This window comes from Pseudomonas guariconensis (assembly GCF_040822035.1).
GTDB classification, from domain to species: Bacteria; Pseudomonadota; Gammaproteobacteria; order Pseudomonadales; family Pseudomonadaceae; genus Aquipseudomonas; species Aquipseudomonas guariconensis.
Genome location: NZ_CP162012.1, coordinates 1648097 through 1670364, shown reverse-complemented (window position 1 = coordinate 1670364; position 22268 = coordinate 1648097). Strand labels below are relative to the sequence as shown.

Here is a 22268-nt window from a genome sequence, read left to right as displayed (position 1 = left end):
ATTTCTTAGAGCGCATAAGTTTTTTTTCGCATAAATCTTATGAGGAAATCTTCTTAGTTCGCCTGGTAAATGTTCTTAGCTCTGTTGTTACAAACCTGAAACGGTTTGACTCTTATTTTTCGTCATTTTTTTGGCGATTGCAGGACTTTTTCGAGACCAGGGAGATGTACTCCATGCGCGTTCTAACCCCCATCACCAGTGCAATTCTGTTGGCCATGGCATGCGCCAACTCTCAGGCGATGTCGATCACCGAGGCTGTCCAGAACGCGGTGGACCAACATCCCGAAATCAGCGCCAGCCGTAACAGCCGTTTGTCGGCTGATGAAGATGTGAAGTTCGCGCGTGGGGGCTACTACCCCAGTGTCGACCTTATTGCAGGCTATGGTCGCCAACGCTCCGACAACACCAATACCCGTGGCTTCAACCCTGATGGTTCGCGCAACCACAACAAGGAAACCCTCAGCTACACCCAGTCGGAACTGCGTCTGCGGCAGATGCTCTTCGATGGATTCAATACCGCCAACGAGGTGGGCCGTACCGAGGCAGTGGCCAACTCCCGTGCCTACTTCACCCAGGCGACGGCCGAAACAGTGGCATTGCGTGCGATCGAGGTGTACCTGGAGGTGCTCAAGCGTCGCGAACTGGTGACCCTGGCCAAGAACAACCTGCAAGCCCACCTGCGGGTCAACGACCAGATCGGGCTTCGCAGCGAACGCGGCGTGGGCAGTAATGCCGACCTGGACCAGTCCCGTGCCCGCCGGGCCTTGGCCGAAAACAACCTGGACACCGCCGAAGTCGACTTGGCCGACGCCGAGGCCAACTTCTACAGCGTGGTCGGACGCATGCCCGATGAGCTCGAAACGCCGGTCACCATCAAGGGCGAGGTGCCCACCACCCTGGAGCAGGCACGCCAGGGCATGTTGGAGAACAACCCCTACCTCAAGTCGGCCCAGGCCGACGTGAATGCCGCCGAGCAACAGTACGAAGTGGCCAAGTCGCCCTTCTACCCACGCCTGGACGCCGTGCTGGCCACCGGCGCCAACAACAACATCGCCGGCCAGCGCGGCCATGACAACAACGATTGGCAGGCCGGTGTCGAGCTCAACTACAACCTGTTCCGCGGCGGCAGCGACAAGGCGCGCCTGCAGTCGGACGCGCACAAGATCAACCAGGCCATGGACATCCGCAACAATGCCCTGCGCGAGCTCAACGAGAACCTGAGCCTCGCCTGGAACGCCATGAACAATGCGCGCAAGCAGACCCCGACCGCCCGCGAATACGCCGAAACCACCCAACGGGTGCGCGCCGCCTACCAAGACCAGTTCGGCCTTGGCCAGCGCACCCTGCTCGACCTGCTCGACAGCGAAAACGAGCTATACAACGCCAATCGTCGTTACACCGAAGTGCGCTATACCGAGGAGTTCTCCATGTATCGCGTGCTGGCGAACATGGGCGAGCTTCTGAGCAAGCAACGTATTTCGCTGCCGCCTGAGGCCATCGCCAAGACCGAAGTGCGTAACGAAGCCCGGTTGCCCGACATGCGGTAGTTCGTGCGTACTGCTGGCTGTTCATCCAGAAAGGATTGGTTTCCACCGCGGCAGGAGTAGACCATCGTGACCAGTATGCAAAGCGCGCAACCGCGCCTGGATGTTGATGATCCTTTGCTCGATGGCCTGCTGATTCTGTGCAAGCTGCACGGCTGCCCCGCCAGCCGTGCCGGTTTGTGCAGTGGCCTACCCTTGGCCGACCAGCGCCTGCCCCTTGAACTGCTGCCCCGCGCCGCTTCCCGCGCAGGGCTTCAGGCACGGGTACTGGAACGCACTCTGGCCAACATCTCGGAACTCAACCTGCCGGTTTTGTTGATGCTCAAGGACGGGCGTAGCGCCGTGCTGCAGCGCTGGGGCAATGATGGCCGGGCATTGATCCTGCCCTGTGAAGCCGAAGGTGGCGAACAATGGGTCGAACGCGAATCGCTGGAACAGGCCTATGCCGGTCAGGCGTTGTTCGCCCGCCCTCGACACACCTTGGAGAACCTGCGCACGCCCCTGATCCCGCGGGTTGACGCCTGGTTTCGCGATACCCTCAAACATTCGCGCTGGCTGTATGGCGATGCCCTCTTGGCCAGTCTGCTGATCAACCTGCTGGGGCTGATGGTGCCCTTGTTCGTCATGCAGACCTACGACCGGGTGGTGCCCAACCAGGCGCTGTCGACCCTCTGGGTACTGGTCGTCGGCCTGTTCATTGGCACGGCTTTCGAACTGGTGCTGCGCATGGTGCGCGCCCATCTGCTGGACCAGGCCGGCAAGAAGACCGACCTGATTCTCTCGGCCACCCTCTTCGAACGCATCACCGGCATGTCCATGAAGGCCCGGCCCGCCACCATCGGCGGCTTCGCCCAGAGCATTCATGACTTCCAGGGGCTGCGCGAATTCCTCACCGCCGTCACGCTCACCAGCATCATCGACCTGCCATTCGTGGTGCTGATGCTGCTGGCGATCGGCCTGCTCGGCGGCTGGCTGGTGTTGATCCCGCTGATCGCTTTTCCCGTGGCCGTGGCGTTTGCCCTGTTCATCCAGGTGCGCCTGCGCGACACCGTACAAAAAAGCCTGAGCCTGGGCTCGGTCCGCCAGGCCCTGCTGATCGAGACCCTCGGCGGGCTGGAGACGCTCAAGGCCTGCGGTGCCGAAAGCGAGCGTCAGTACCAGTGGGAACACACCAACGGCGCCATCGCCCGCCTCGATGCCCATGCCCGCAATCTGTCCTCCCTGGCCAGCAACGGCACGCTGTTCATCCAGCAGTTCTGTGGCATGGCCACCATTGTCGCCGGGGTCTACAGCATCATCGCCGGCAACCTCAGCGTCGGCGCATTGGTGGCCAGCTACATGCTCGGCAGTCGGGTCCTGGCGCCATTGGGGCAGATCGCCGGCCTGATCACCCGCTATCAGCAAGCCCAACTGACCATGCGCAGCACCGACGCCCTCATGGCCCTGCCCCAGGAGCGCCAAGCCGAGCACCAGGCCTTGGAACACACCACGCTCAAAGGTGGTCTTGCCCTCAACCACGTGAGCTTTCGCTACCCAGGACAGAGCGCCCTTGCCCTGCAGGACGTGCACCTGACTCTGCAGCCCGGCGAGCGCATCGGCATCATCGGGCGCAGCGGCTCGGGCAAGAGCACACTCGCCCGCCTGCTGATGGGCTTTCATCATCCGGAAGAAGGCCAGGTGCTACTGGACAACCTCGACCTGCGCCAGCTGGACATCGCCGACCTGCGCGTGCAAATGGGCTATGTCGCCCATGACCTGCCGCTGCTGGCCGGCAGCCTGCGCGACAACCTCACCTTGGGTGCCCGCCATGTCAGCGACGCGCGCATGCTCGAGGTGGCAGAGCTGACCGGCGTCAGCGAACTGGCCCGCCTGCACCCGCAAGGCTTCGACCGCCCGGTGGGTGAGCGTGGCCAGTTGCTGTCCGGCGGCCAACGCCAGTGCGTGTTGCTGGCGCGGGCATTGCTGCTGGAACCGCCGATCCTGATCCTCGATGAACCCACCAGCCACATGGACAACAGCAGCGAGGAGCAACTGCGTCAACGCTTGCTGGCTTGTGTTGCGGGTAAGACCGTGGTGTTGGTCACCCATCGCACGTCCCTGCTGAGCCTGGTGGACCGGCTGGTAGTGCTGGACAACGGCAAGGTCGTCGCCGACGGGCCGAAGGACGCGGTCATCGACGCCCTGCGAAAAGGCCGCATCGGTGCTGCCGTATAGGAAGCAAACAAAGCCCGCGGATTCCGCGAGCCAGACGGGAGCAGGTTTATGCAAGGTGCGTCACCGCCGCGTGGGCGGACGAGCCCGCCCACAGGCCCCGGGCAAATCCATGAGTATCGCGTGGGTCAAAGAGAGGTAGGTCATGTCCCTGAGCCAGAGCATCCGCAGCCCCCACGGCAACGACAAGCGCGCCGAACGCGACTATATGCCGGAGCTGGCCGGCGCCACCTTGCAGGACTCCCCTCGCCTGTCGCGACTGACCGTGTGGCTGACGGCCGCCCTGCTGCTCGCAGCGCTGGCCTGGGCCCACTTCGCGGTGGTCGATGAGGTCACTGTGGGCGAAGGCAAGGCCATCCCGTCGAGCAAGGTCCAAGTGGTGCAGAACCTCGAAGGCGGTATCGTCACCGAGATCTTCGTGCGCGAAGGCCAGATGGTCGACAAAGGCGCCACCCTGCTGCGCCTGGACGACACGCGGTTTCTCTCCAACAAAGGCGAAAGCGAAGCCGACCGCTATGCCCTGACAGCCCAGGTCGAGCGTTTATCGGCCGAATCCGAAGGCCGCCCGTTCAACCTTTCGGACGAAGTGCGCGCCAAGGCGCCCCAGGTGGCCGAAGACGAAACGGCCCTGTATGAGTCGCGCCAGCGCCGCCTGGCAAGCGAGAAGCAGACCCTCAACGAACAACTGCGACAGAAGACTCAGGAGCTGGCCGAATTTCGCTCCAAGGTGGACCAGTACCGCTCGGCCCTGGGCCTGCTGCAACAGGAACTGAACATGTCCACCCCGCTGGTGGGCACCGGGGCGATTTCGCCAGTGGAGATCCTGCGCCTGAAACAACGCGCCGTGGAGGCACGCGGTCAGCTCAATGCCACCAGCCTGGCGATCCCCCGCGCCGAAGCGGCCGTGGCGGAGATCAAGAGCAAGATCCAGGAGTCCGACGCCACCTTCCGCTCCGAGGCCGCCAAGGAGCTCAACGACAAACGTACGGAGCTGTCGAAGATCACCGCCACCAGCATCGCCATCGACGACCGGGTTAACCGGACGACGGTGGTTTCGCCAGTGCGCGGGATCATCAAGCTGCTCAAGGTCAATACCATTGGCGGCGTGGTACAGCCCGGCAGCGATCTGGTCGAGATCGTGCCGATCGAAGACAACCTGCTGATCGAGGCCAAGGTGCGCCCGCAGGATGTCGCCTTCCTGCACCCAGGGCAGACGGCGATGGTCAAGTTCAGCGCCTATGACTACACCATCTATGGCGGGCTCAAGGCCAAGCTCGAGCTGATCGGTGCCGATACCGTGACCGACGACAAGGGCAACGCCTTCTACCTGATCCAGGTGCGAACCGAAAAGAACCACCTGGGCGGGGACAACAAACCCTTGCTGATCATTCCGGGCATGGTGGCAACCGTGGACATCATCACCGGGCGCAAGAGTGTGCTCGATTACCTGTTGAAGCCGGTGCTCAAGGCCCGGACAGAGGCGCTGCGCGAACGCTGAACAGGCAGTTGCCAAACAGCAGGCAAAAAAAAGCCCGCCAGTGTGAGAGCGGGCATAAGGACCTACGAAGATTCTTCTAGCGACCAACTAGCTTCCACGATAGGTCGAGTAACTGTACGGCGAGATCAGCAGCGGCACGTGGTAGTGCTCTTGCTTCTCATCGATACCGAAGCGCAGGACGACCACATCCAGGAATGCGGTCTCCGGCAATTTCACGCCACGGGCGCGGTAGTAGTCACCGGCGCTGAATTGCAGCTGGTAGACACCCGTGCGGTAGTCTTCACCCTGCAGCAGCGGCGCGTCGACGCGGCCATCGCTGTTGGTCAGGGCAGTGTTCACCAGCTCCAGTTGCTGGCCTTCGACACGGTACAGCTCAACCTTGATCGAGCTGCCCGGGCAGCCGTGAGCGGCATCCAGTACGTGTGTGGTCAAACGTCCCATTTGCTTGTCGCCTCTTGTCGTATGCGTGGGCAAAAAATACACGGCAATCACCGCGCCAAGGGCCTGCGGTGTGCGGGAATGGCGCCATTAAGACACTTTCTCGATAAATTGTACACAATTTTTTGAACCCCTCTTGCACACCCCTCCCGCCCTCTCGATAAATACGGCATTCACCGCAAAGACAGGCCCCATGCCGACCTCAATGTCGTTATCTGACCGTTCAGGCAGGTTTCTTGCAACCCATTCCCAGCCGACAAAAGGGAAGAAATGCGGAAAAACAGGCTTACAAATGATTTCAGAACTTGTATACAATCACCCTCATCCGGTGGTGCGACATCCCGACGCGGTCCGCCCACCACCCGCACTAACGTACAAGAAGGAAGACTGCAGTGAGCGCTGACTACCCTCGCGACCTGATCGGTTACGGCAACAACCCACCTCACCCGCACTGGCCGGGGAACGCACGCATCGCTCTGTCCTTCGTGCTCAACTATGAAGAAGGTGGCGAACGCAACGTCCTGCACGGTGACAAGGAATCCGAAGCCTTCCTGTCCGAGATGGTTGCCGCTCAGCCTCTGCAAGGCGTGCGCAACATGAGCATGGAGTCGCTCTACGAATACGGCAGCCGCGCCGGCGTCTGGCGCCTGCTCAAGCTGTTCAAGGAAACCGGCGTTCCGCTGACCATCTTCGCCGTGGCCATGGCTGCCCAACGCCACCCCGACGTGATCCGCGCCATGGTCGAAGCCGGCCATGAGATCTGCAGCCACGGCTACCGCTGGATCGACTACCAGTACATGGATGAGCAGCAAGAGCGCGAGCACATGCTCGAGGCCATCCGCATCCTCACCGAACTGACCGGCGAGCGTCCGCTGGGCTGGTACACCGGCCGCACCGGCCCGAACACCCGCCGCCTGGTGATGGAGGAAGGTGGCTTCCTCTATGACAGCGACACCTACGACGATGACCTGCCCTACTGGGAGCCGAACAACCCGACCGGCAAGCCGCACCTGGTGATCCCCTACACCCTGGACACCAATGACATGCGCTTCACCCAGGTCCAGGGCTTCAACTGCGGCGAACAGTTCTTCCAGTACCTCAAGGACGCCTTCGACGTGCTCTACGCAGAAGGCGCCGAGGCGCCGAAGATGCTTTCGATCGGCCTGCACTGCCGCCTGGTCGGCCGCCCGGCTCGCCTGGCTGCGCTCAAGCGCTTCGTCGAATACGCCAAGAGCCATGACCAGGTCTGGTTCGCCCGCCGCGTGGACATCGCCCGCCACTGGCACGCCACCCACCCGTACAAGAACGAGAACGCCTGATGACCGCTTTCAAGACCCTCAAGCCATCGACCCTGGACCGCGACGCCTTCGTCAAGGCCTTCGCCGACATCTATGAGCACTCGCCGTGGGTTGCAGAAAAAGCCTACGACCTGGGTCAGCTGGGCGAACTGGACGAGATCGAGGCGCTGCACCAGCGCATGAGCGACATCCTGCTCAGCGCCAACCATGAGGATCAACTGGCGCTGATCAACGCTCACCCGGACCTGGCCGGCAAGGCCGCCATCCAGGGCGAGCTGACCGAATCCAGCACCAATGAACAGGCCGGCGCCGGGATCCACCAGTGCACCGCCGAAGAGTTCGCCCGTTTCACCGAACTCAACGACGCCTACAAGGCCAAGTTCAAGTTCCCGTTCATCATGGCGGTCAAAGGCAGCAACCGGCACCAGATCCTGGCCGCTTTCGAAAAGCGCATCCACAACGACGCCGATGCCGAATTCAAGGAAGCCCTGGCGCAGATCAACCTGATCGCCCTGTTCCGCCTGCTGCAACTTTAAAAGATGGTGCGATGGCCGCCCCGAGCGCGCGACACACTCGCCCCGGGGCTCGGCCCACACCCTAAACAGAACACAGAACAAAGAGATAACCGCATGCGCACTTTAGTGATCGAGCCCCTGACCAAAGAAGCCTTCGCCCCTTTCGGTGACGTGATCGAAACCGACGGCAGCGACCACTTCATGATCAACAACGGTTCGACCATGCGCTTCCACAAGCTCGCCACGGTCGAAACCGCCGAGCCCGAGGACAAAGCGATCATCAGCATCTTCCGCGCCGATGCCCTGGAGATGCCACTGACCGTACGCATGCTGGAACGCCATCCGCTGGGCAGCCAGGCTTTCATCCCGCTGCTCGGCAACCCCTTTCTGATCGTGGTCGCGCCAGTTGGCGATGCACCTGTATCAGGCTTGGTCCGTGCCTTCCGCAGTAATGGCAGGCAGGGCGTTAATTACCATCGCGGCGTCTGGCACCACCCGGTGCTGACGATCGAAAAGCGGGATGATTTCCTGGTGGTTGATCGCAGTGGTTCCGGCAACAACTGCGACGAGCATTACTTCACCGAGGATCAGATGCTGATCCTCAATCCCCACCAATAAGAAAAGGTCGGTCATCGTCTCGGTGATCGGCAAGAGGTACATACTGTGGAAGCACACCTTCACGAATGGCTGAACCTGAGCATTCGCTGGGTTCACATGATCACCGGTATCGCCTGGATCGGTGCATCGTTCTACTTCGTCTGGCTGGAAAACAACCTGAACCGGAGCAATCCGCGCGAAGGTCTGTCGGGTGACCTCTGGGCCATCCACGGCGGTGGTATCTACCACCTTGAGAAGTACAAGCTCGCACCGCCGAAGATGCCGGAGAACCTGCACTGGTTCAAATGGGAAGCCTATTTCACCTGGATGTCCGGTATCGCCCTGCTCTGCGTGGTGTTCTACTGGAACCCGAGCCTCTACCTGCTGGCACCGGGCAGCACCCTGAGCGGTGCCGAAGGCGTGGCCATCGGTATCGGCTCGCTGGTCGCCTCCTGGTTCATCTACGACTTCCTGTGCGATTCGCCCCTGGGCAAACGCCCTGCCCTGCTCGGCGCCGTCCTGTTCGTGCTGATCATCGCGGCCTGCTTCGGCTTCAGCCTGGTGTTCAGCGGTCGTGGTGCGTACCTGCACACCGGCGCGATCATCGGCACCATCATGGTCGGCAACGTGTTCCGCATCATCATGCCGGCCCAGCGCCAGCTGGTGGCCGCCATCGAGAAGAACGAAACCCCTGATCCGGTCCTGCCGGCCAAGGGTCTGCTGCGTTCGCGCCACAACAACTACTTCACCTTGCCGGTGCTGTTCATCATGATCAGCAACCACTTCCCGAGCACCTATGGCAGCCAGTACAACTGGCTGATCCTGGCCGGGATCGCAGTGGCTGCGGTACTGATCCGTCACTACTTCAACACCCGTCACGAAAGCAACAAATACGCCTGGACCCTGCCTGTCGGCGCCCTGGCAATGATCTGCCTGGCCTACGTGACAGGTCCGAAGCCGATGCCGACCGCACCTGAGCAAGCCGCGGCGAAGGTCGAGTACCAACCGCTGCCAGCGACTGCCATCGGTGGCAAGACCGCTGCCGAGCAACGTGCCGAAGACGCCGCCAAGGCTGCCCAGGCACCTGCCGCCCCGGCCGAAGCTCCTGCCCAGGCAACCGCCCAGGCCGCCCCGGGTGGGTTCGAGAAGATCCACACGGTCATCCAGGAACGGTGCACCGTGTGCCACTCGGCCAAGCCGACCAGCCCGCTGTTCAGCGCTGCGCCCGCCGGCGTGATGTTCGACACTCCGCAGCAGATCCAGGCTCAGGCCGCGCGCATTCAGGCGCAGGCTGTCGCCAGCCAGATCATGCCGCTGGGCAACATCACCCAGATGACCCAGGAAGAACGCAACATGGTCGGTGCCTGGATCGCCAAAGGCGCTCCGGTCAACTGATCGAAGCTGCAAGCTTCAAACCTCAAGCTGTAAGTAGTAGGTAACAAGCAAGCATCGAGCCCTGAGCCTCAAGCGGGAACCCCAAGCTTTTTTAAAGCTTGCCGCTTGAAGCTCGCGGCTTGGATCCGAGAATAAAAACAAAACTCGAGGTGCTGCATGTCCGAGTCCCGCAAGGCGTACATCCCCGTTGCGCCCCCACGACAGCCTCTGCCCCTGTTCCAACTGATCCTGGTGGGTCTGCAACATGTACTGCTGATGTACGGAGGTGCGATTGCCGTGCCTTTGATCATCGGCCAGGCCGCCGGACTGTCTCGTGAAGAAGTCGCTTTCCTGATCAACGCCGACCTGCTGGTCGCTGGCGTTGCCACCATGGTCCAATCGTTCGGTATCGGTCCCGTCGGCATTCGCATGCCGGTGATGATGGGTGCCAGCTTCGCTGCCGTCGGCAGCATGGTCGCCATGGCCGGCATGCCCGGCGTAGGCCTGCAGGGGATCTTCGGCGCGACCATCGCCGCCGGGTTCTTCGGCATGCTGATCGCCCCGTTCATGTCCAAGGTCGTGCGGTTCTTCCCGCCGCTGGTCACCGGTACCGTCATCACCTCGATCGGCCTCTCGCTGTTCCCGGTTGCGGTCAACTGGGCCGGTGGCGGTCATGAAGCCGATACCTTCGGCTCGCCGATCTACCTGCTGGTCGCAGGCCTGGTGCTGGCTGTGATCCTGCTGATCAACCGCTTCATGCGGGGGTTCTGGGTCAACGTCTCGGTGCTGGTCGGCATGGGCCTGGGCTACGTCCTGGCCGGTTCGATCGGCATGGTGGACCTTTCCGGTCTGTCCGAGGCACCGTGGCTGCAAGTGGTGACCCCACTGCACTTCGGCATGCCCACCTTCAGCCTGGCTCCGATCCTGTCCATGTGCCTGGTGGTGGTGATCATCTTCGTCGAGTCCACCGGCATGTTCCTTGCGCTGGGCAAGGTCACCGACCGTGAAGTCACCCCTGGCATGCTGCGTCGTGGCCTGATGTGCGACGCCGGTGCATCGTTCGTTGCAGGTTTCTTCAACACCTTCACCCACTCCTCCTTCGCCCAGAACATCGGTCTGGTGCAGATGACCGGGGTACGCTGCCGCTACGTCACCATCGTCGCCGGCGCCCTGCTCATCCTGCTCAGCCTGCTGCCGAAGGCGGCCTTCCTGATCGCCTCGATCCCGCCCGCTGTACTGGGTGGCGCGTCCATCGCCATGTTCGGCATGGTCACGGCCACAGGGATCAAGATCCTTCAGGAAGCGGACATCTCCGACCGCCGCAACCAGCTGCTGGTCGCAGTCAGCGTGGGCTTTGGCCTGATCCCTGTGGTCCGTCCGGAGTTCTTCGCGCAGATGCCGCACTGGATGGAACCCATCACCCACAGTGGTATCGCCATGGCAACGGTCAGCGCCTTGGTGCTGAACCTGCTGTTCAACATCCTGGGTGGCGCCGAGCGCGCCGTGCATAACGCAGCCCACCAGCATTGAGCCAAGGGCGGCAATCCTGCCGCCCTGCTCTTTCATGCAGTAACCGCAACACCGGTGACCCACGCACGTGGGTCGCAGGGGGCGCGCTTGCGCGTCACAAACCACAAACAAGAACAAGAACCGGGAATCTCAACATGAAACGCATCACTTCGTCCCTGTTGCTGGGCAGCAGCCTGCTGGCCACCCTCCCCGCTGTCGCGGGCGACTTGTTGGAGTGGCACGGCGAAAGCCTGACCTACCTGTACGGCAAGGACTTCAAGGTCAACCCAGGCATTCAGCAGACGGTGACGTTCGAACACGCCAACCGGTGGAAGTACGGCGACACCTTCCTGTTCATCGACAAGACCTTCTACAACGGCCAGGCCGATGCCAGCAAAGGCCCTACCACCTACTATGGCGAATTCAGCCCTCGCCTGTCGCTGGGCCGGATCTTCGACCGCAACCTCTCGTTCGGCCCGGTCAAGGACGTGCTGATCGCCATGACCTACGAGCGCGGTGAAGGTGACAACGAAGCCTATCTGATCGGTCCTGGCTTTGCCCTGAACGTGCCGGGCTTCAACTACTTCAACCTGAACTTCTATGTACGTAATACCGAAGGCAGCCGCCCGGGTGATAACGTCTGGCAGATCACGCCTAACTGGTCCTACACCATCCCCGTGGGCAAGTCCGACATCCTCATCGATGGCTACATCGACTGGGTGGTGGACAACGACGAGACCCGTCGTGGTACCTACCACGCTAACTTGCAGTTCAACCCACAGGTCAAATACGACCTGGGCAAGGCGCTCAACTGGGGCGCCAAGCAGCTGTATGTGGGTATCGAATACAGCTACTGGAAAGACAAGTACGGCATCGACAACAGTGGCAACATCGACAGCAATCAGAGCGTCACCAGTGCCCTGGTGAAAGTGCACTTCTAAAAGTTGACTCGTAGTTCAGGTTTTATGCCATAGTTACTCCCGGACGGAGTACTTGAGGCCGGGCGCGCAAGTGGGTAATCTGCGCGCCCCCTCGATCAGGGCAGGAAGGATCCTGCCCGCGTTTACTGACCGCTCAGTCAATGAATTAGGGCGGTTGGCCAACGTGTTGCCAGCCTGAAACACCCATTTCATCCGTTCAGAACGTAGTCGAGCAGGATGGTTGTGACCAACCGGAAATGTTGGCGCAGCTCTTGCCCATTAGCTGTGGCCAATCGAAAAAAACTGACTCAAAAGACAAAAAATGCGCCTCAAGAGCGCTGACAACAGATCCACTCAAGGGAGCGACCTGCGCAATGCGTACCATCAACAGCCTGATTCTTGCCGGCGGCCTGCTGGCTTCCGGTGCCAGCTTCGCCGGCGATCTGCTGCAATGGCAGAACAACAGCCTCACCTACCTGTGGGGCAAGAACTTCAAGGTGAACCCTGAAACCCAACAGACCGTCACCTTCGAACATGCCGACGGGTGGAAGTACGGCGATAACTTCATCTTCGTCGATAAGATCTTCTACCAAGGCAAGAAAGACGCGAACAACGGCCCCAACACCTACTACGGCGAGATCAGCCCGCGTCTGTCGTTCGGCAAGATCTTCGACCAGAAGCTCGAGTTCGGCCCGATCAAGGACGTGCTGCTGGCCATGACCTATGAGTTCGGCGAGGGCGACACCGAGTCCTACCTGATCGGTCCCGGCTTCGACCTGGCCATCCCAGGCTTTGACTACTTCCAGCTGAACTTCTACCAGCGCACTACCGACGGCAGCCGTCCGGGTGACAACGTCTGGCAGATCACCCCGGTCTGGTCCTACACCATTCCCGTAGGTTCGTCGGACATCCTCATCGACGGCTTCATGGACTGGGTCGTGGACAACGACGAGAACCGCCGTGGCGACTACCACGCGAACCTGCACTTCAATCCGCAGGTCAAGTACGACCTGGGCAAGGCGCTGAAGGTGGGCGAGAAGCAGTTGTACGTAGGTATCGAGTACGACTACTGGAAGAACAAGTACGGCATCAAAGACAGCGATGGCTTCACCACCGATCAGAACACCATGAGCTTCCTGCTCAAGTATCACTTCTGATCTGAGTGGAGGGGCTGCTGCGCGGCCCAGTCGCAACAAGGCCGTTCCTCACAGGCGTGGGAACGGCCTTGTGCCGTCACGAACTGGGCTGCGGCCCTCGCTAGCGAGCGGGCCGCAGCGCCCGCCAAACCTTGCCCAGCACGCCCACCAGCGCCAGCACCACACCGCCAGCCACCACACCGGCCACGCCATTGAGCAAGCCGCCGGTCAGCGACCCGCCCCGCCCTTCGCTGAATGCCTCGATGGCGTGATGCAGCGGCTCGATGCCATGTACCAGGATGCCCCCACCGACCAGGAACATCGCCGCGGTGCCGATCACCGAGAGGCTTTTCATCATGTACGGCGCAGCCCGCAGGATGCCATTGCCCACGGCGCGGGCCAGGCTGGACGTCTTGGTCGTCATCCACAAGCCCAGGTCGTCGAGCTTGACGATGCCGCCCACCAAGCCGTAAACGCCGATGGTCATCACCACGGCGATGCCCGAGAGCACGACGATCTGCTGCGTCAGCGGCGAATCGGCGACGATGCCCAGGGTGATGGCGATGATTTCCGCCGAGAGGATGAAGTCGGTGCGCACTGCACCCTTGATCTTGTCTTTCTCATAGGCCACCAGGTCGATGTTCGGATCGGCCAGGGCCTCGTTGCGCGCGTTGTGCTGCGCCTGGTCTTCGTCCTTGCTGTGCAGAAACTTGTGCGCCAGCTTCTCGAAGCCCTCGAAACACAGGTAGGCGCCACCGAGCATCAGCAAGGGTGTCACCGCCCAAGGGATGAACGCACTGATCAGCAACGCCGCCGGCACCAGGATCGCTTTATTCACCAGCGAGCCCTTGGCCACCGCCCACACCACCGGGATCTCGCGATCTGCACGCACCCCGGTGACCTGCTGGGCGTTGAGCGCCAGGTCGTCGCCCAGCACCCCTGCGGTCTTCTTCGCCGCGACCTTGGTCATCACCGAAACGTCGTCGAGCACCGTGGCGATATCGTCGATCAGTACCAGTAGACTGCTTCCTGCCATGATTGCCTGCATCCCGTGGATTGAGTGGGTCGATTCTAGCCGAAAGAGGCCGCCTTGAGCGCCCGACAAGGCGGGTGCTACCATGCCGAACCCTCTCTTAGAGGTGGCCAGACAAAGGAAGATTCCCGACATGAGCACCATTCGCGAGCGCAACAAGGAGCTGATCCTGCGCGCGGCCAGCGAAGAATTCGCCGACAAGGGCTTCGCCGCCACCAAGACCAGCGACATCGCCGCCAAGGCCGGCCTGCCCAAGCCGAACGTCTATTACTATTTCAAATCCAAGGAAAACCTCTACCGCGAGGTCCTTGAAAGCATCATCGCGCCGATCATGCAGGCCTCCACGCCGTTCAACCCCGACGGCGACCCCAAGGAAGTGCTCAGCGGCTACATCCGCTCTAAGATCCGCATCTCCCGCGACCTACCCCATGCCTCGAAGGTGTTCGCCAGCGAGATCATGCACGGTGCCCCGCACCTCTCGCCCAACCAGGTGCAGCAGCTCAACGATCAGGCGCGGCATAACATCGAATGCATCCAGCACTGGATCGAGCGCAAGCAGATCGCCCCGGTCGACCCGCATCACCTGATGTTCAGCATCTGGGCGGCGACGCAGACCTATGCCGATTTCGACTGGCAGATCTCCGTGGTCACCGGCAAGCCCAAGCTGGCCGACAGTGACTATGACGCAGCGGCCGAGACCATCATCCGGCTGGTGCTCAAAGGCTGCGAGCCCGAAGCCGCCTGACCCGATTGCGGGCTGCGATGCAGCCCTTTCGCGACAAAAAGCCGCACGCAGCTCGCGTCATGCTCCTGCGACAAAAGGCCGCCCCCCAGGGACAAAGCCCCCCTTACGAGGGCAGCGATGAACCTAGGGAGCGGCCTTTTTTCGCGACAGGGGCGCGAAGCGGCCCCTGGATTAAACACTTATGCAGCTACGCCAGCATCGGCCTTCAGCCCCGCCTCCTCGATCGCACTGATCGCGCATTGCTCGTCGATATCCGACGTATCCCCGCTGATCCCTACCGCACCCAGCACCTTGCCCGCCTGATCACGAATCAGCACACCACCAGGCGCCGGTACCACCGGGCTTTCGCCCAAGCCATTGAGCGCGGCGAAGAATGCCGGGCGTTGCTGCGCATCCAGCGCCAGCAGGCGCGAGCCCTTGCCCAGAGCGACAGCCCCCCAGGCCTTGCCCATGGCCACCTGCGGACGCAGCAGGCTGGCGCCATCTTCGCGCTGCAGCGCCAGCAGGTGCCCGCCAGCGTCCAGTACCGCCACCGTCAAGGGAGCGGCGTTGATCTTGCGACCCGCTGACAGCGCGGCGTTCACCAGGCTGACGGCGACTTTGAGGGTCAATGCGTTCATGGAAAGGTCCTCTTCTTGTTGTGAGAAGCCCTGAGGGCAGTTGAAAACCGGATAGAGACAATAGAACACAACGGCGAGATTTTTTGTATACAATAATTTTAGACGATCGTGCACGATCAGACGAAACGCCGTTTTCACAGGCTTCCCGACGAAAGCCACTTCCGCTGATGAAAATGGATTGACCTAAAGCGTCGAGCGTGAATACACTCTGTCGCAAAGCAAGTTGTATACAATTACAAAATCGATGAGGCACAAACCATGAGCAAAATGAGAGCAATCGATGCAGCCGTTCTGGTCATGCGCCGTGAAGGTGTAGATACCGCGTTCGGCATCCCGGGGGCTGCTATCAACCCGCTGTACTCGGCCCTGAAGAAAGTCGGTGGCATCGATCACGTCCTCGCTCGCCACGTCGAAGGCGCTTCCCACATGGCCGAGGGTTACACCCGCGCCAACCCGGGCAACATCGGTGTGTGCATCGGCACCTCCGGCCCTGCCGGTACCGACATGGTGACCGGTCTGTACAGCGCTTCGGCCGACTCCATCCCAATTCTCTGCATCACCGGCCAAGCGCCTCGTGCTCGTCTGCACAAGGAAGACTTCCAGGCCGTTGACATCACCAACATCGTCAAGCCAGTCACCAAGTGGGCCACCACCGTTCTGGAGCCAGGCCAGGTGCCTTACGCCTTCCAGAAAGCCTTTTACGAAATGCGCACCGGCCGTCCAGGCCCTGTGCTGATCGACCTGCCGTTCGACGTGCAGATGGCCGAAATCGAATTCGACATCGACGCCTACCAGCCACTGCCAGTCCACAAGCCAGCCGCCAGCCGCGTCCAGGCTGAAAAAGCCCTGGCCATGCTCAACGAAGCCGAGCGTCCGCTGATCGTTTCCGGCGGTGGCGTGATCAACGCCGATGCCAGCGAGAAATTGGTCGAGTTCGCCGAACTGACCGGCGTACCGGTCATCCCGACCCTGATGGGCTGGGGCACCATTCCTGACGATCACCCGCAGATGGTCGGCATGGTCGGCCTGCAGACTTCGCACCGCTACGGCAACGCCACCCTGCTCAAATCCGACCTGGTGTTCGGTATCGGTAACCGTTGGGCCAACCGTCATACCGGTTCCGTCGACGTCTACACCGAAGGCCGCAAGTTCGTTCACGTGGACATCGAGCCGACCCAGATCGGTCGCGTTTTCACCCCGGACCTGGGCATCGTCTCTGACGCTGGCGCCGCACTGGATGCCTTCCTGGAAGTGGCCCGCGAGTGGAAAGCCGCCGGCAAGCTCAAGTGCCGTCGCGAGTGGCTGGAAGATTGCCAGCAGCGCAAGTCGAGCCTGCAGCGCAAGACCCACTTCGACAACGTGCCGGTCAAGCCGCAGCGCGTCTACGAAGAAATGAACCAGGTCTTCGGCAAGGACACCTGCTACGTCAGCACCATCGGTCTGTCACAGATCGCCGGTGCCCAGTTCCTGCACGTGTACAAGCCGCGTCACTGGATCAACTGCGGCCAGGCCGGCCCGCTGGGCTGGACCATCCCGGCTGCCCTGGGCGTGGTCAAGGCAGACCCTTCGCGCAAAGTCGTCGCGCTGTCCGGTGACTACGACTTCCAGTTCATGATCGAAGAGCTGGCGGTAGGCGCCCAGTTCAACCTGCCGTACGTCCACGTGCTGGTGAACAACGCCTACCTGGGCCTGATCCGCCAGGCGCAGCGTGGCTTCGACATGGATTACTGTGTACAACTGGCGTTCGAGAACATCAACGCCACCGAAGCGGGCAGCTACGGCGTCGATCACGTGGCCGTGGTCGAAGGCCTGGGCTGCAAGGCACTGCGCGTGTTCGAACCGGCTGAAATCGCCCCTGCCCTGCTCAAGGCGCAGAAGATGGCCGAAGAGTTCCGCGTGCCGGTGGTGGTCGAGGTGATCCTCGAGCGCGTGACCAACATTTCCATGGGTACCGAAATCAACGCGGTCAACGAGTTCGAAGACCTCGCCCTGGTCGGCAACGACGCGCCTACCGCGATCTCGCTGCTGGACTGACCGCCTGACGCCCCCGCGCCGGCTGTGCCGGGGGCCTTCTTCTGCAAGGAGACAACCATGCCTCGCTTCGCTGCCAACCTGTCCATGCTGTTCACCGAGCAGGACTTCCTGGCCCGCTTCAAGGCCGCCGCCGACGCTGGCTTCAGCGGTGTCGAATACCTCTTCCCGTACGATTTCAGCGCCACCGAGATCAAGCAGCAACTCGACGCCCACGGCCTGACCCAGGTGCTGTTCAACCTGCCGGCCGGCGACTGGGGCAAAGGCGAGCGCGGCATCGCGTGCAACCCTGAGCGTGTCGAAGAATTCCGCGCCGGTGTCGACAAGGCCATCGAATACGCCAAGGTACTAGGCAACACCCAGGTCAACTGCCTGGCCGGTATCCGCCCGCAAGGCCCGGACTGCGCCACCGTCCGCAAGACCTTCGTCGACAACCTCAAGTACGCCGCCGACAAGCTCAAGGCTGCAGGTATCCGCCTGGTCATGGAAATGATCAACACCCGTGACATTCCGGGCTTCTACCTGAACACCACCAAGCAGGCCCTGGAGATCCAGGCCGAAGTCGGCAGCGACAACCTGTTCCTGCAGTACGACATCTACCACATGCAGATCATGGAAGGTGACCTGGCTCGCACCATGGAAGCCAACCTGAAGCTGATCAACCACATCCAGCTGGCCGATAACCCCGGCCGCAACGAACCAGGCACTGGCGAGATCAACTATCGCTTCCTGTTCGAGCACCTGGACCGCATCGGTTACCAGGGCTGGGTGGGCGCGGAATACAAGCCGCTGACCACCACCGAAGCAGGCCTGGGCTGGCTGAAAACCCACAACGCAATCTGAAAGCCGAGTACAGCCCCTGTGGGGTAGCAGACACCGTGGACGCGGGTTCACCCGCGTACACCGGCCAAGCCGGTGCCATCCACCGAAGTGTCTGCTTCGCGGGTAAACCCGCTCCCGCAGAGACCGCGGCTCACTTGAGATTTCTACAAATATAAAGAGGCACATTCTCATGGCTAAAATCGGTTTCATCGGCACCGGCATCATGGGCAACCCAATGGCCCAGAACCTGCAGAAGGCAGGTCACAGCCTGTTCGTCTCCACCCACCACGACGCCGCCCCTGCCAATCTTGTCGCCGCAGGCGCCGTCGCCCTGGCCAACCCGAAGGAAGTGGCCCAGGAAGCCGAATTCATCATCGTCATGGTCCCGGACACCCCGCAGGTCGAATCCGTCCTGTTCGGTGAGAACGGCGTTGCCGAAGGTGCAGGCCCGAACAAAGTCGTGATCGACATGAGCTCGATCTCCCCCACCGCCACCAAAGTCTTCGCCGAGAAGATCAAGGCCACCGGCGCTGCCTACCTGGATGCCCCGGTCTCCGGCGGTGAAGTCGGCGCCAAGGCCGGCACCCTGAGCATCATGGTCGGCGGCTGCCCGAAGGCCTTCGAACGCGCTCTGCCGCTGTTCGAAGCCATGGGCAAGAACATCACCCGCGTCGGCGGCAACGGCGACGGCCAGACCGCCAAGGTCGCCAACCAGATCATCGTCGCCCTGAACATCCAGGCCGTCGGCGAAGCCCTGCTGTTCGCCGCCAAGAACGGCGCAGACCCGGCCAAGGTTCGTGAGGCACTGATGGGCGGCTTCGCGTCCTCGAAGATCCTGGAAGTGCACGCCGAGCGCATGATCAAAGGCACTTTCGATCCAGGCTTCCGCATCAACCTGCACCAGAAGGACCTGAACCTGGCCCTGCAAGGCGCCAAGGAGCTGGGTATCAACCTGCCCAACACCTCCAACGCCCAGCAAGTGTTCAGCACCTGCGTCGCCCTGGGCGGCGGCAACTGGGACCACTCGGCGCTGATCAAAGGCCTGGAGCACATGGCCAACTTCTCGATCCGCGACGAGAAATAAGCTTCAAGCTGTAAGCCTCAAGCGGCGAGCGAACGCAGATCTGCATTTCGCTCGCGGCTTGTAGCTTGAAGCTTGCAGCTCTGGGGACCGCCCCTGGTTCGGCCTGCACGGAGGCAGTTCCAGGGGCGTTTTCGATTCTGCAGAACAATAAGATTTTGGGAGCCTGCCATGTCGGTCGATCCACAAAGAATTCTCCGCGAGCTGTTCGATACAGCCATCGCCGCCGCTCACCCCCGCCAGGTTCTTGAACCCCACCTGCCCGCAGACCGCAGCGGCCGCGTCATCGTCATCGGTGCCGGCAAGGCGGCCGCGGCCATGGCCGAAGTGGTCGAGAAGAGCTGGAAGGGCGAGGTGTCCGGCCTGGTCGTGACCCGCTACGGGCACGGCGCCAACTGCCAGAAGATCGAGGTGGTCGAAGCCGCCCATCCGGTTCCCGATGCCGCCGGCCTGGCCGTGGCCAAGCGCGTGCTCGAACTGGTCAGCAACCTCACTGAAGACGACCGGGTGATCTTCCTGCTCTCCGGCGGTGGCTCGGCCCTGCTGGCCCTGCCTGCCGAAGGCCTGACCTTGGCCGACAAGCAGCAGATCAACAAAGCCCTGCTCAAGTCCGGCGCCACCATCGGCGAGATGAACTGCGTGCGCAAGCACCTCTCGGCGATCAAGGGCGGCCGCCTGGCCAAGGCGTGCTGGCCCGCCACTGTCTACACCTACGCGATCTCCGACGTACCGGGCGACCTGGCCACGGTCATCGCCTCCGGCCCCACCGTGGCCGACCCAAGCACCTCGGCCGACGCCCTGGCCATCCTCAAGCGTTACAACATCGAAGCGCCCCAGGCAGTCATCGACTGGCTCAACAATCCAGCGTCGGAAACCGTCAAGGCCGATGACCCGGCGCTGGCACGCAGCCACTTCAAGCTCATCGCCAAGCCTCAGCAGTCCCTGGAGGCAGCAGCGGTCAAGGCACGCCAAGCGGGCTTCAGCCCGTTGATCCTGGGCGATCTTGAAGGCGAATCGCGCGAAGTGGCCAAGGTCCATGCCGGCATCGCCCGTCAGATCGTATTGCACGGCCAGCCACTGAAGGCGCCCTGCATCATCCTCTCTGGCGGCGAAACCACCGTCACCGTACGCGGCAACGGCCGTGGGGGGCGCAATGCCGAGTTCCTGCTGAGCCTCACCGAGAATCTCAAGGGCCTGGCGGGCGTGTACGCCTTGGCCGGTGACACCGACGGCATCGACGGCTCCGAAGAAAATGCCGGCGCCATCATGACCCCGGACAGCTACGCCAACGCCGAGGCCTTGGGCCTGTCGGCGTCCGACGAGCTGGACAACAACAATGGCTATGGCTACTTCGCCGCACTGGATGCGCTGATCGTCACCGAGCCGACCCGCACCAACGTCAACGACTTCCGTGCCATCCTGATCCTCGAGACCCAGCCATCATGACGCCTGATAAGAAAGTCAAAATCCTCGCGACCCTCGGCCCTGCGATCAAAGGCATCGATGACATTCGCCAGCTGGTCGAGGCCGGGGTGAACATCTTCCGCCTGAACTTCAGCCACGGCGAGCACGCCGACCATGCGCTGCGCTACCAGTGGATCCGCGAAGTCGAGCAGCAGCTGAACTACCCGCTGGGCATCCTGATGGACCTGCAGGGGCCGAAACTGCGCGTAGGCCGTTTCGCCGACGGCAAGATCCAGCTGCAACGCGGCCAGGCCCTGCGCCTGGATCTGGACAAGACCCCAGGCGACAACCGCCGGGTCAACCTGCCCCACCCGGAAATCATCGCCGCGCTGGAGCCCGGCATGGACCTGCTGCTCGACGACGGCAAGCTGCGCCTGCGGGTGACCGCCAAGCACAGCGATGCCATCGACACCGAAGTGGTCGCCGGCGGTGAGCTGTCCGACCGCAAGGGCGTCAACGTGCCCCAGGCCGTGCTCGACCTCAGCCCGTTGACCGAAAAAGACCGCCGCGACCTGGCCTTCGGCCTGGAACTGGGTGTCGACTGGGTCGCCCTGTCGTTCGTCCAGCGCCCCGAGGACATCGTCGAGGCCCGCCAGTTGATCGGCGACCGCGCCTACCTGATGGCCAAGATCGAGAAGCCATCGGCGGTGGACCAGTTGCAAGCGATCGCCGAGCTGTCCGACGCGATCATGGTCGCCCGTGGCGACTTGGGCGTGGAAGTACCCGCCGAGAGCGTGCCGCAGATCCAGAAGCGCATCATCAACACCTGCCGCCAGCTTGGCCGTCCGGTGGTGGTAGCCACGCAGATGCTCGAGTCCATGCGCTTCTCCCCTGCCCCGACCCGCGCCGAGGTCACCGATGTGGCCAATGCCGTGGCCGAAGGCACCGACGCAGTCATGCTGTCGGCGGAGACGGCATCGGGTGAGTACCCGTTGGAAGCCGTGCAGATGATGAGCAAGATCATCCGCCAGGTAGAAAACGGCCCGGACTATCAGGCCCAGCTCGACGTCGGCAGGCCCAAGGCCGAAGCCACGGTGTCGGATGCCATCAGCTGCGCGATCCGTCGCATCAGCGGCATCCTGCCGGTGGCCGTGCTGGTCAATTACAGCGAGTCGGGTTCCTCGACCCTGCGCGCGGCGCGCGAGCGTCCACGTGCTCCGATCCTCAACCTGACGCCTAACCTGGCCACCGCCCGTCGCCTGAGCGTGACCTGGGGCGTGCATTCGGTGGTCAATGACCGCCTGCGTCAGGTCGACGAGATCTGCTCCACGGCCCTGGAGATCGCCCAGGCCCAAGGCATGGCCAGCCGTGGCGACACGCTGCTGATCACCGCCGGTGTGCCTTTCGGCAAGCCAGGGACGACTAATACCCTGCGGATCGAGACCTTGGCCTGATTCACCCTGGGGCGCCTGCGCCCCTGATCGCGGTCCTC

At 62.1% G+C, this 22268-nt stretch carries 19 protein-coding genes; 16 read left to right on the top strand and 3 right to left on the bottom strand.

What is annotated here, in order from left to right:
* Positions 1–173 precede the first annotated feature (173 nt).
* The 3 genes from AB1N67_RS07605 to AB1N67_RS07595 all read left to right on the top strand — a co-directional run bounded on the left by AB1N67_RS07605 (position 174) and on the right by AB1N67_RS07595 (position 5253).
* Positions 174–1547, top strand: a complete 1374-nt coding sequence (locus tag AB1N67_RS07605) for a TolC family outer membrane protein (protein WP_090345527.1) — start codon at positions 174–176, stop codon at positions 1545–1547.
* A gap of 75 nt (positions 1548–1622) precedes the next feature.
* Positions 1623–3758: a type I secretion system permease/ATPase gene (locus tag AB1N67_RS07600; RefSeq protein WP_367863858.1), complete on the top strand. Its 2136-nt coding sequence runs from the start codon at positions 1623–1625 to the stop codon at positions 3756–3758.
* 142 nt (positions 3759–3900) lie between these two features.
* Complete coding sequence (locus AB1N67_RS07595; RefSeq protein WP_043214847.1) at positions 3901–5253, top strand: HlyD family type I secretion periplasmic adaptor subunit; 1353 nt, start codon at positions 3901–3903, stop codon at positions 5251–5253.
* Between the two features lie 87 nt (positions 5254–5340).
* Here the strand turns inward: AB1N67_RS07595 and uraH are convergent, their stop codons facing one another.
* Complete coding sequence (gene uraH / locus AB1N67_RS07590; RefSeq protein ID WP_043214849.1) at positions 5341–5694, bottom strand: hydroxyisourate hydrolase; 354 nt, start codon at positions 5692–5694, stop codon at positions 5341–5343.
* 389 nt (positions 5695–6083) lie between these two features.
* On the opposite strand from uraH, the gene puuE reads away from it, so the two are divergent.
* The 7 genes from puuE (at position 6084) to AB1N67_RS07555 (ending at position 13061) form a co-directional block, all read left to right on the top strand.
* Positions 6084–7010: an allantoinase PuuE gene (gene puuE, locus AB1N67_RS07585; protein ID WP_043214851.1), complete on the top strand. Its 927-nt coding sequence runs from the start codon at positions 6084–6086 to the stop codon at positions 7008–7010.
* On the top strand, positions 7010–7525 hold the full coding sequence (gene uraD / locus AB1N67_RS07580; RefSeq protein WP_043214853.1) for a 2-oxo-4-hydroxy-4-carboxy-5-ureidoimidazoline decarboxylase: 516 nt from the start codon (positions 7010–7012) through the stop codon (positions 7523–7525). Before puuE ends, uraD begins: the two co-directional genes overlap by 1 nt.
* Positions 7526–7618: 93 nt before the next feature.
* Positions 7619–8122: an ureidoglycolate lyase gene (locus tag AB1N67_RS07575; RefSeq protein ID WP_043214855.1), complete on the top strand. Its 504-nt coding sequence runs from the start codon at positions 7619–7621 to the stop codon at positions 8120–8122.
* A gap of 45 nt (positions 8123–8167) precedes the next feature.
* The gene (locus AB1N67_RS07570; RefSeq protein ID WP_043214857.1) at positions 8168–9496 is read left to right on the top strand and encodes a urate hydroxylase PuuD; all 1329 of its coding nucleotides are present in this window, start codon (positions 8168–8170) and stop codon (positions 9494–9496) included.
* Between the two features lie 156 nt (positions 9497–9652).
* The gene (locus tag AB1N67_RS07565) at positions 9653–11005 is read left to right on the top strand and encodes a nucleobase:cation symporter-2 family protein (RefSeq protein ID WP_043214859.1); all 1353 of its coding nucleotides are present in this window, start codon (positions 9653–9655) and stop codon (positions 11003–11005) included.
* Positions 11006–11139: 134 nt separating this feature from the next.
* Positions 11140–11925, top strand: coding sequence for an outer membrane protein OmpK (locus AB1N67_RS07560; protein WP_043214861.1), 786 nt, complete (start codon positions 11140–11142; stop codon positions 11923–11925).
* 353 nt (positions 11926–12278) lie between these two features.
* Positions 12279–13061, top strand: coding sequence for an outer membrane protein OmpK (locus tag AB1N67_RS07555; RefSeq protein WP_043214863.1), 783 nt, complete (start codon positions 12279–12281; stop codon positions 13059–13061).
* Between the two features lie 100 nt (positions 13062–13161).
* Here AB1N67_RS07555 and AB1N67_RS07550 read toward each other — a convergent pair whose 3' ends face one another.
* Complete coding sequence (locus AB1N67_RS07550) at positions 13162–14076, bottom strand: DUF808 domain-containing protein (protein WP_043214878.1); 915 nt, start codon at positions 14074–14076, stop codon at positions 13162–13164.
* Positions 14077–14206: 130 nt separating this feature from the next.
* Between AB1N67_RS07550 and AB1N67_RS07545 the strand changes: the two genes are divergently transcribed.
* Positions 14207–14818, top strand: coding sequence for a TetR/AcrR family transcriptional regulator (locus AB1N67_RS07545; protein ID WP_043214865.1), 612 nt, complete (start codon positions 14207–14209; stop codon positions 14816–14818).
* Positions 14819–14997: 179 nt separating this feature from the next.
* On the opposite strand, the gene AB1N67_RS07540 is transcribed toward AB1N67_RS07545, so the two are convergent.
* The gene (locus AB1N67_RS07540; RefSeq protein WP_043214867.1) at positions 14998–15438 is read right to left on the bottom strand and encodes a heme-binding protein; all 441 of its coding nucleotides are present in this window, start codon (positions 15436–15438) and stop codon (positions 14998–15000) included.
* 258 nt (positions 15439–15696) lie between these two features.
* Here AB1N67_RS07540 and gcl point away from each other — a divergent pair, with 258 nt between their 5' ends.
* From gcl to pyk, 5 genes are all read left to right on the top strand, one after another.
* Positions 15697–17472 (top strand): glyoxylate carboligase, encoded by a 1776-nt coding sequence (gene gcl, locus AB1N67_RS07535; protein ID WP_043214870.1) that lies wholly within the window; start codon positions 15697–15699, stop codon positions 17470–17472.
* A 57-nt stretch (positions 17473–17529) separates the two neighbouring features.
* Positions 17530–18312 (top strand): hydroxypyruvate isomerase, encoded by a 783-nt coding sequence (gene hyi / locus AB1N67_RS07530; protein ID WP_043214871.1) that lies wholly within the window; start codon positions 17530–17532, stop codon positions 18310–18312.
* Positions 18313–18481: 169 nt separating this feature from the next.
* Positions 18482–19375, top strand: a complete 894-nt coding sequence (locus AB1N67_RS07525) for a 2-hydroxy-3-oxopropionate reductase (RefSeq protein ID WP_043214874.1) — start codon at positions 18482–18484, stop codon at positions 19373–19375.
* 168 nt (positions 19376–19543) lie between these two features.
* A complete protein-coding gene (locus tag AB1N67_RS07520; RefSeq protein WP_070576725.1) occupies positions 19544–20818 on the top strand; it encodes a glycerate kinase in 1275 nt (424 codons plus the stop codon).
* Positions 20815–22230 (top strand): pyruvate kinase, encoded by a 1416-nt coding sequence (pyk, locus tag AB1N67_RS07515; protein ID WP_070576721.1) that lies wholly within the window; start codon positions 20815–20817, stop codon positions 22228–22230. Before AB1N67_RS07520 ends, pyk begins: the two co-directional genes overlap by 4 nt.
* Positions 22231–22268: the final 38 nt, after the last annotated feature.

Excerpts from the sequence above, each read along its gene's own strand:
- AB1N67_RS07605 (WP_090345527.1), top strand. The coding sequence starts at position 174 with ATGCGCGTTCTAACCCCCATCACCAGTGCAATTCTGTTGGCCATGGCA.
- AB1N67_RS07600 (WP_367863858.1), top strand. The coding sequence starts at position 1,623 with ATGCAAAGCGCGCAACCGCGCCTGGATGTTGATGATCCTTTGCTCGAT.
- AB1N67_RS07595 (WP_043214847.1), top strand. The coding sequence starts at position 3,901 with ATGTCCCTGAGCCAGAGCATCCGCAGCCCCCACGGCAACGACAAGCGC.
- uraH (WP_043214849.1), bottom strand. The coding sequence starts at position 5,694 with ATGGGACGTTTGACCACACACGTACTGGATGCCGCTCACGGCTGCCCG.
- uraD (WP_043214853.1), top strand. The coding sequence starts at position 7,010 with ATGACCGCTTTCAAGACCCTCAAGCCATCGACCCTGGACCGCGACGCC.
- AB1N67_RS07575 (WP_043214855.1), top strand. The coding sequence starts at position 7,619 with ATGCGCACTTTAGTGATCGAGCCCCTGACCAAAGAAGCCTTCGCCCCT.
- AB1N67_RS07565 (WP_043214859.1), top strand. The coding sequence starts at position 9,653 with ATGTCCGAGTCCCGCAAGGCGTACATCCCCGTTGCGCCCCCACGACAG.
- AB1N67_RS07560 (WP_043214861.1), top strand. The coding sequence starts at position 11,140 with ATGAAACGCATCACTTCGTCCCTGTTGCTGGGCAGCAGCCTGCTGGCC.
- AB1N67_RS07555 (WP_043214863.1), top strand. The coding sequence starts at position 12,279 with ATGCGTACCATCAACAGCCTGATTCTTGCCGGCGGCCTGCTGGCTTCC.
- AB1N67_RS07550 (WP_043214878.1), bottom strand. The coding sequence starts at position 14,076 with ATGGCAGGAAGCAGTCTACTGGTACTGATCGACGATATCGCCACGGTG.
- AB1N67_RS07545 (WP_043214865.1), top strand. The coding sequence starts at position 14,207 with ATGAGCACCATTCGCGAGCGCAACAAGGAGCTGATCCTGCGCGCGGCC.
- AB1N67_RS07540 (WP_043214867.1), bottom strand. The coding sequence starts at position 15,438 with ATGAACGCATTGACCCTCAAAGTCGCCGTCAGCCTGGTGAACGCCGCG.
- gcl (WP_043214870.1), top strand. The coding sequence starts at position 15,697 with ATGAGCAAAATGAGAGCAATCGATGCAGCCGTTCTGGTCATGCGCCGT.
- hyi (WP_043214871.1), top strand. The coding sequence starts at position 17,530 with ATGCCTCGCTTCGCTGCCAACCTGTCCATGCTGTTCACCGAGCAGGAC.
- AB1N67_RS07525 (WP_043214874.1), top strand. The coding sequence starts at position 18,482 with ATGGCTAAAATCGGTTTCATCGGCACCGGCATCATGGGCAACCCAATG.
- AB1N67_RS07520 (WP_070576725.1), top strand. The coding sequence starts at position 19,544 with ATGTCGGTCGATCCACAAAGAATTCTCCGCGAGCTGTTCGATACAGCC.
- pyk (WP_070576721.1), top strand. The coding sequence starts at position 20,815 with ATGACGCCTGATAAGAAAGTCAAAATCCTCGCGACCCTCGGCCCTGCG.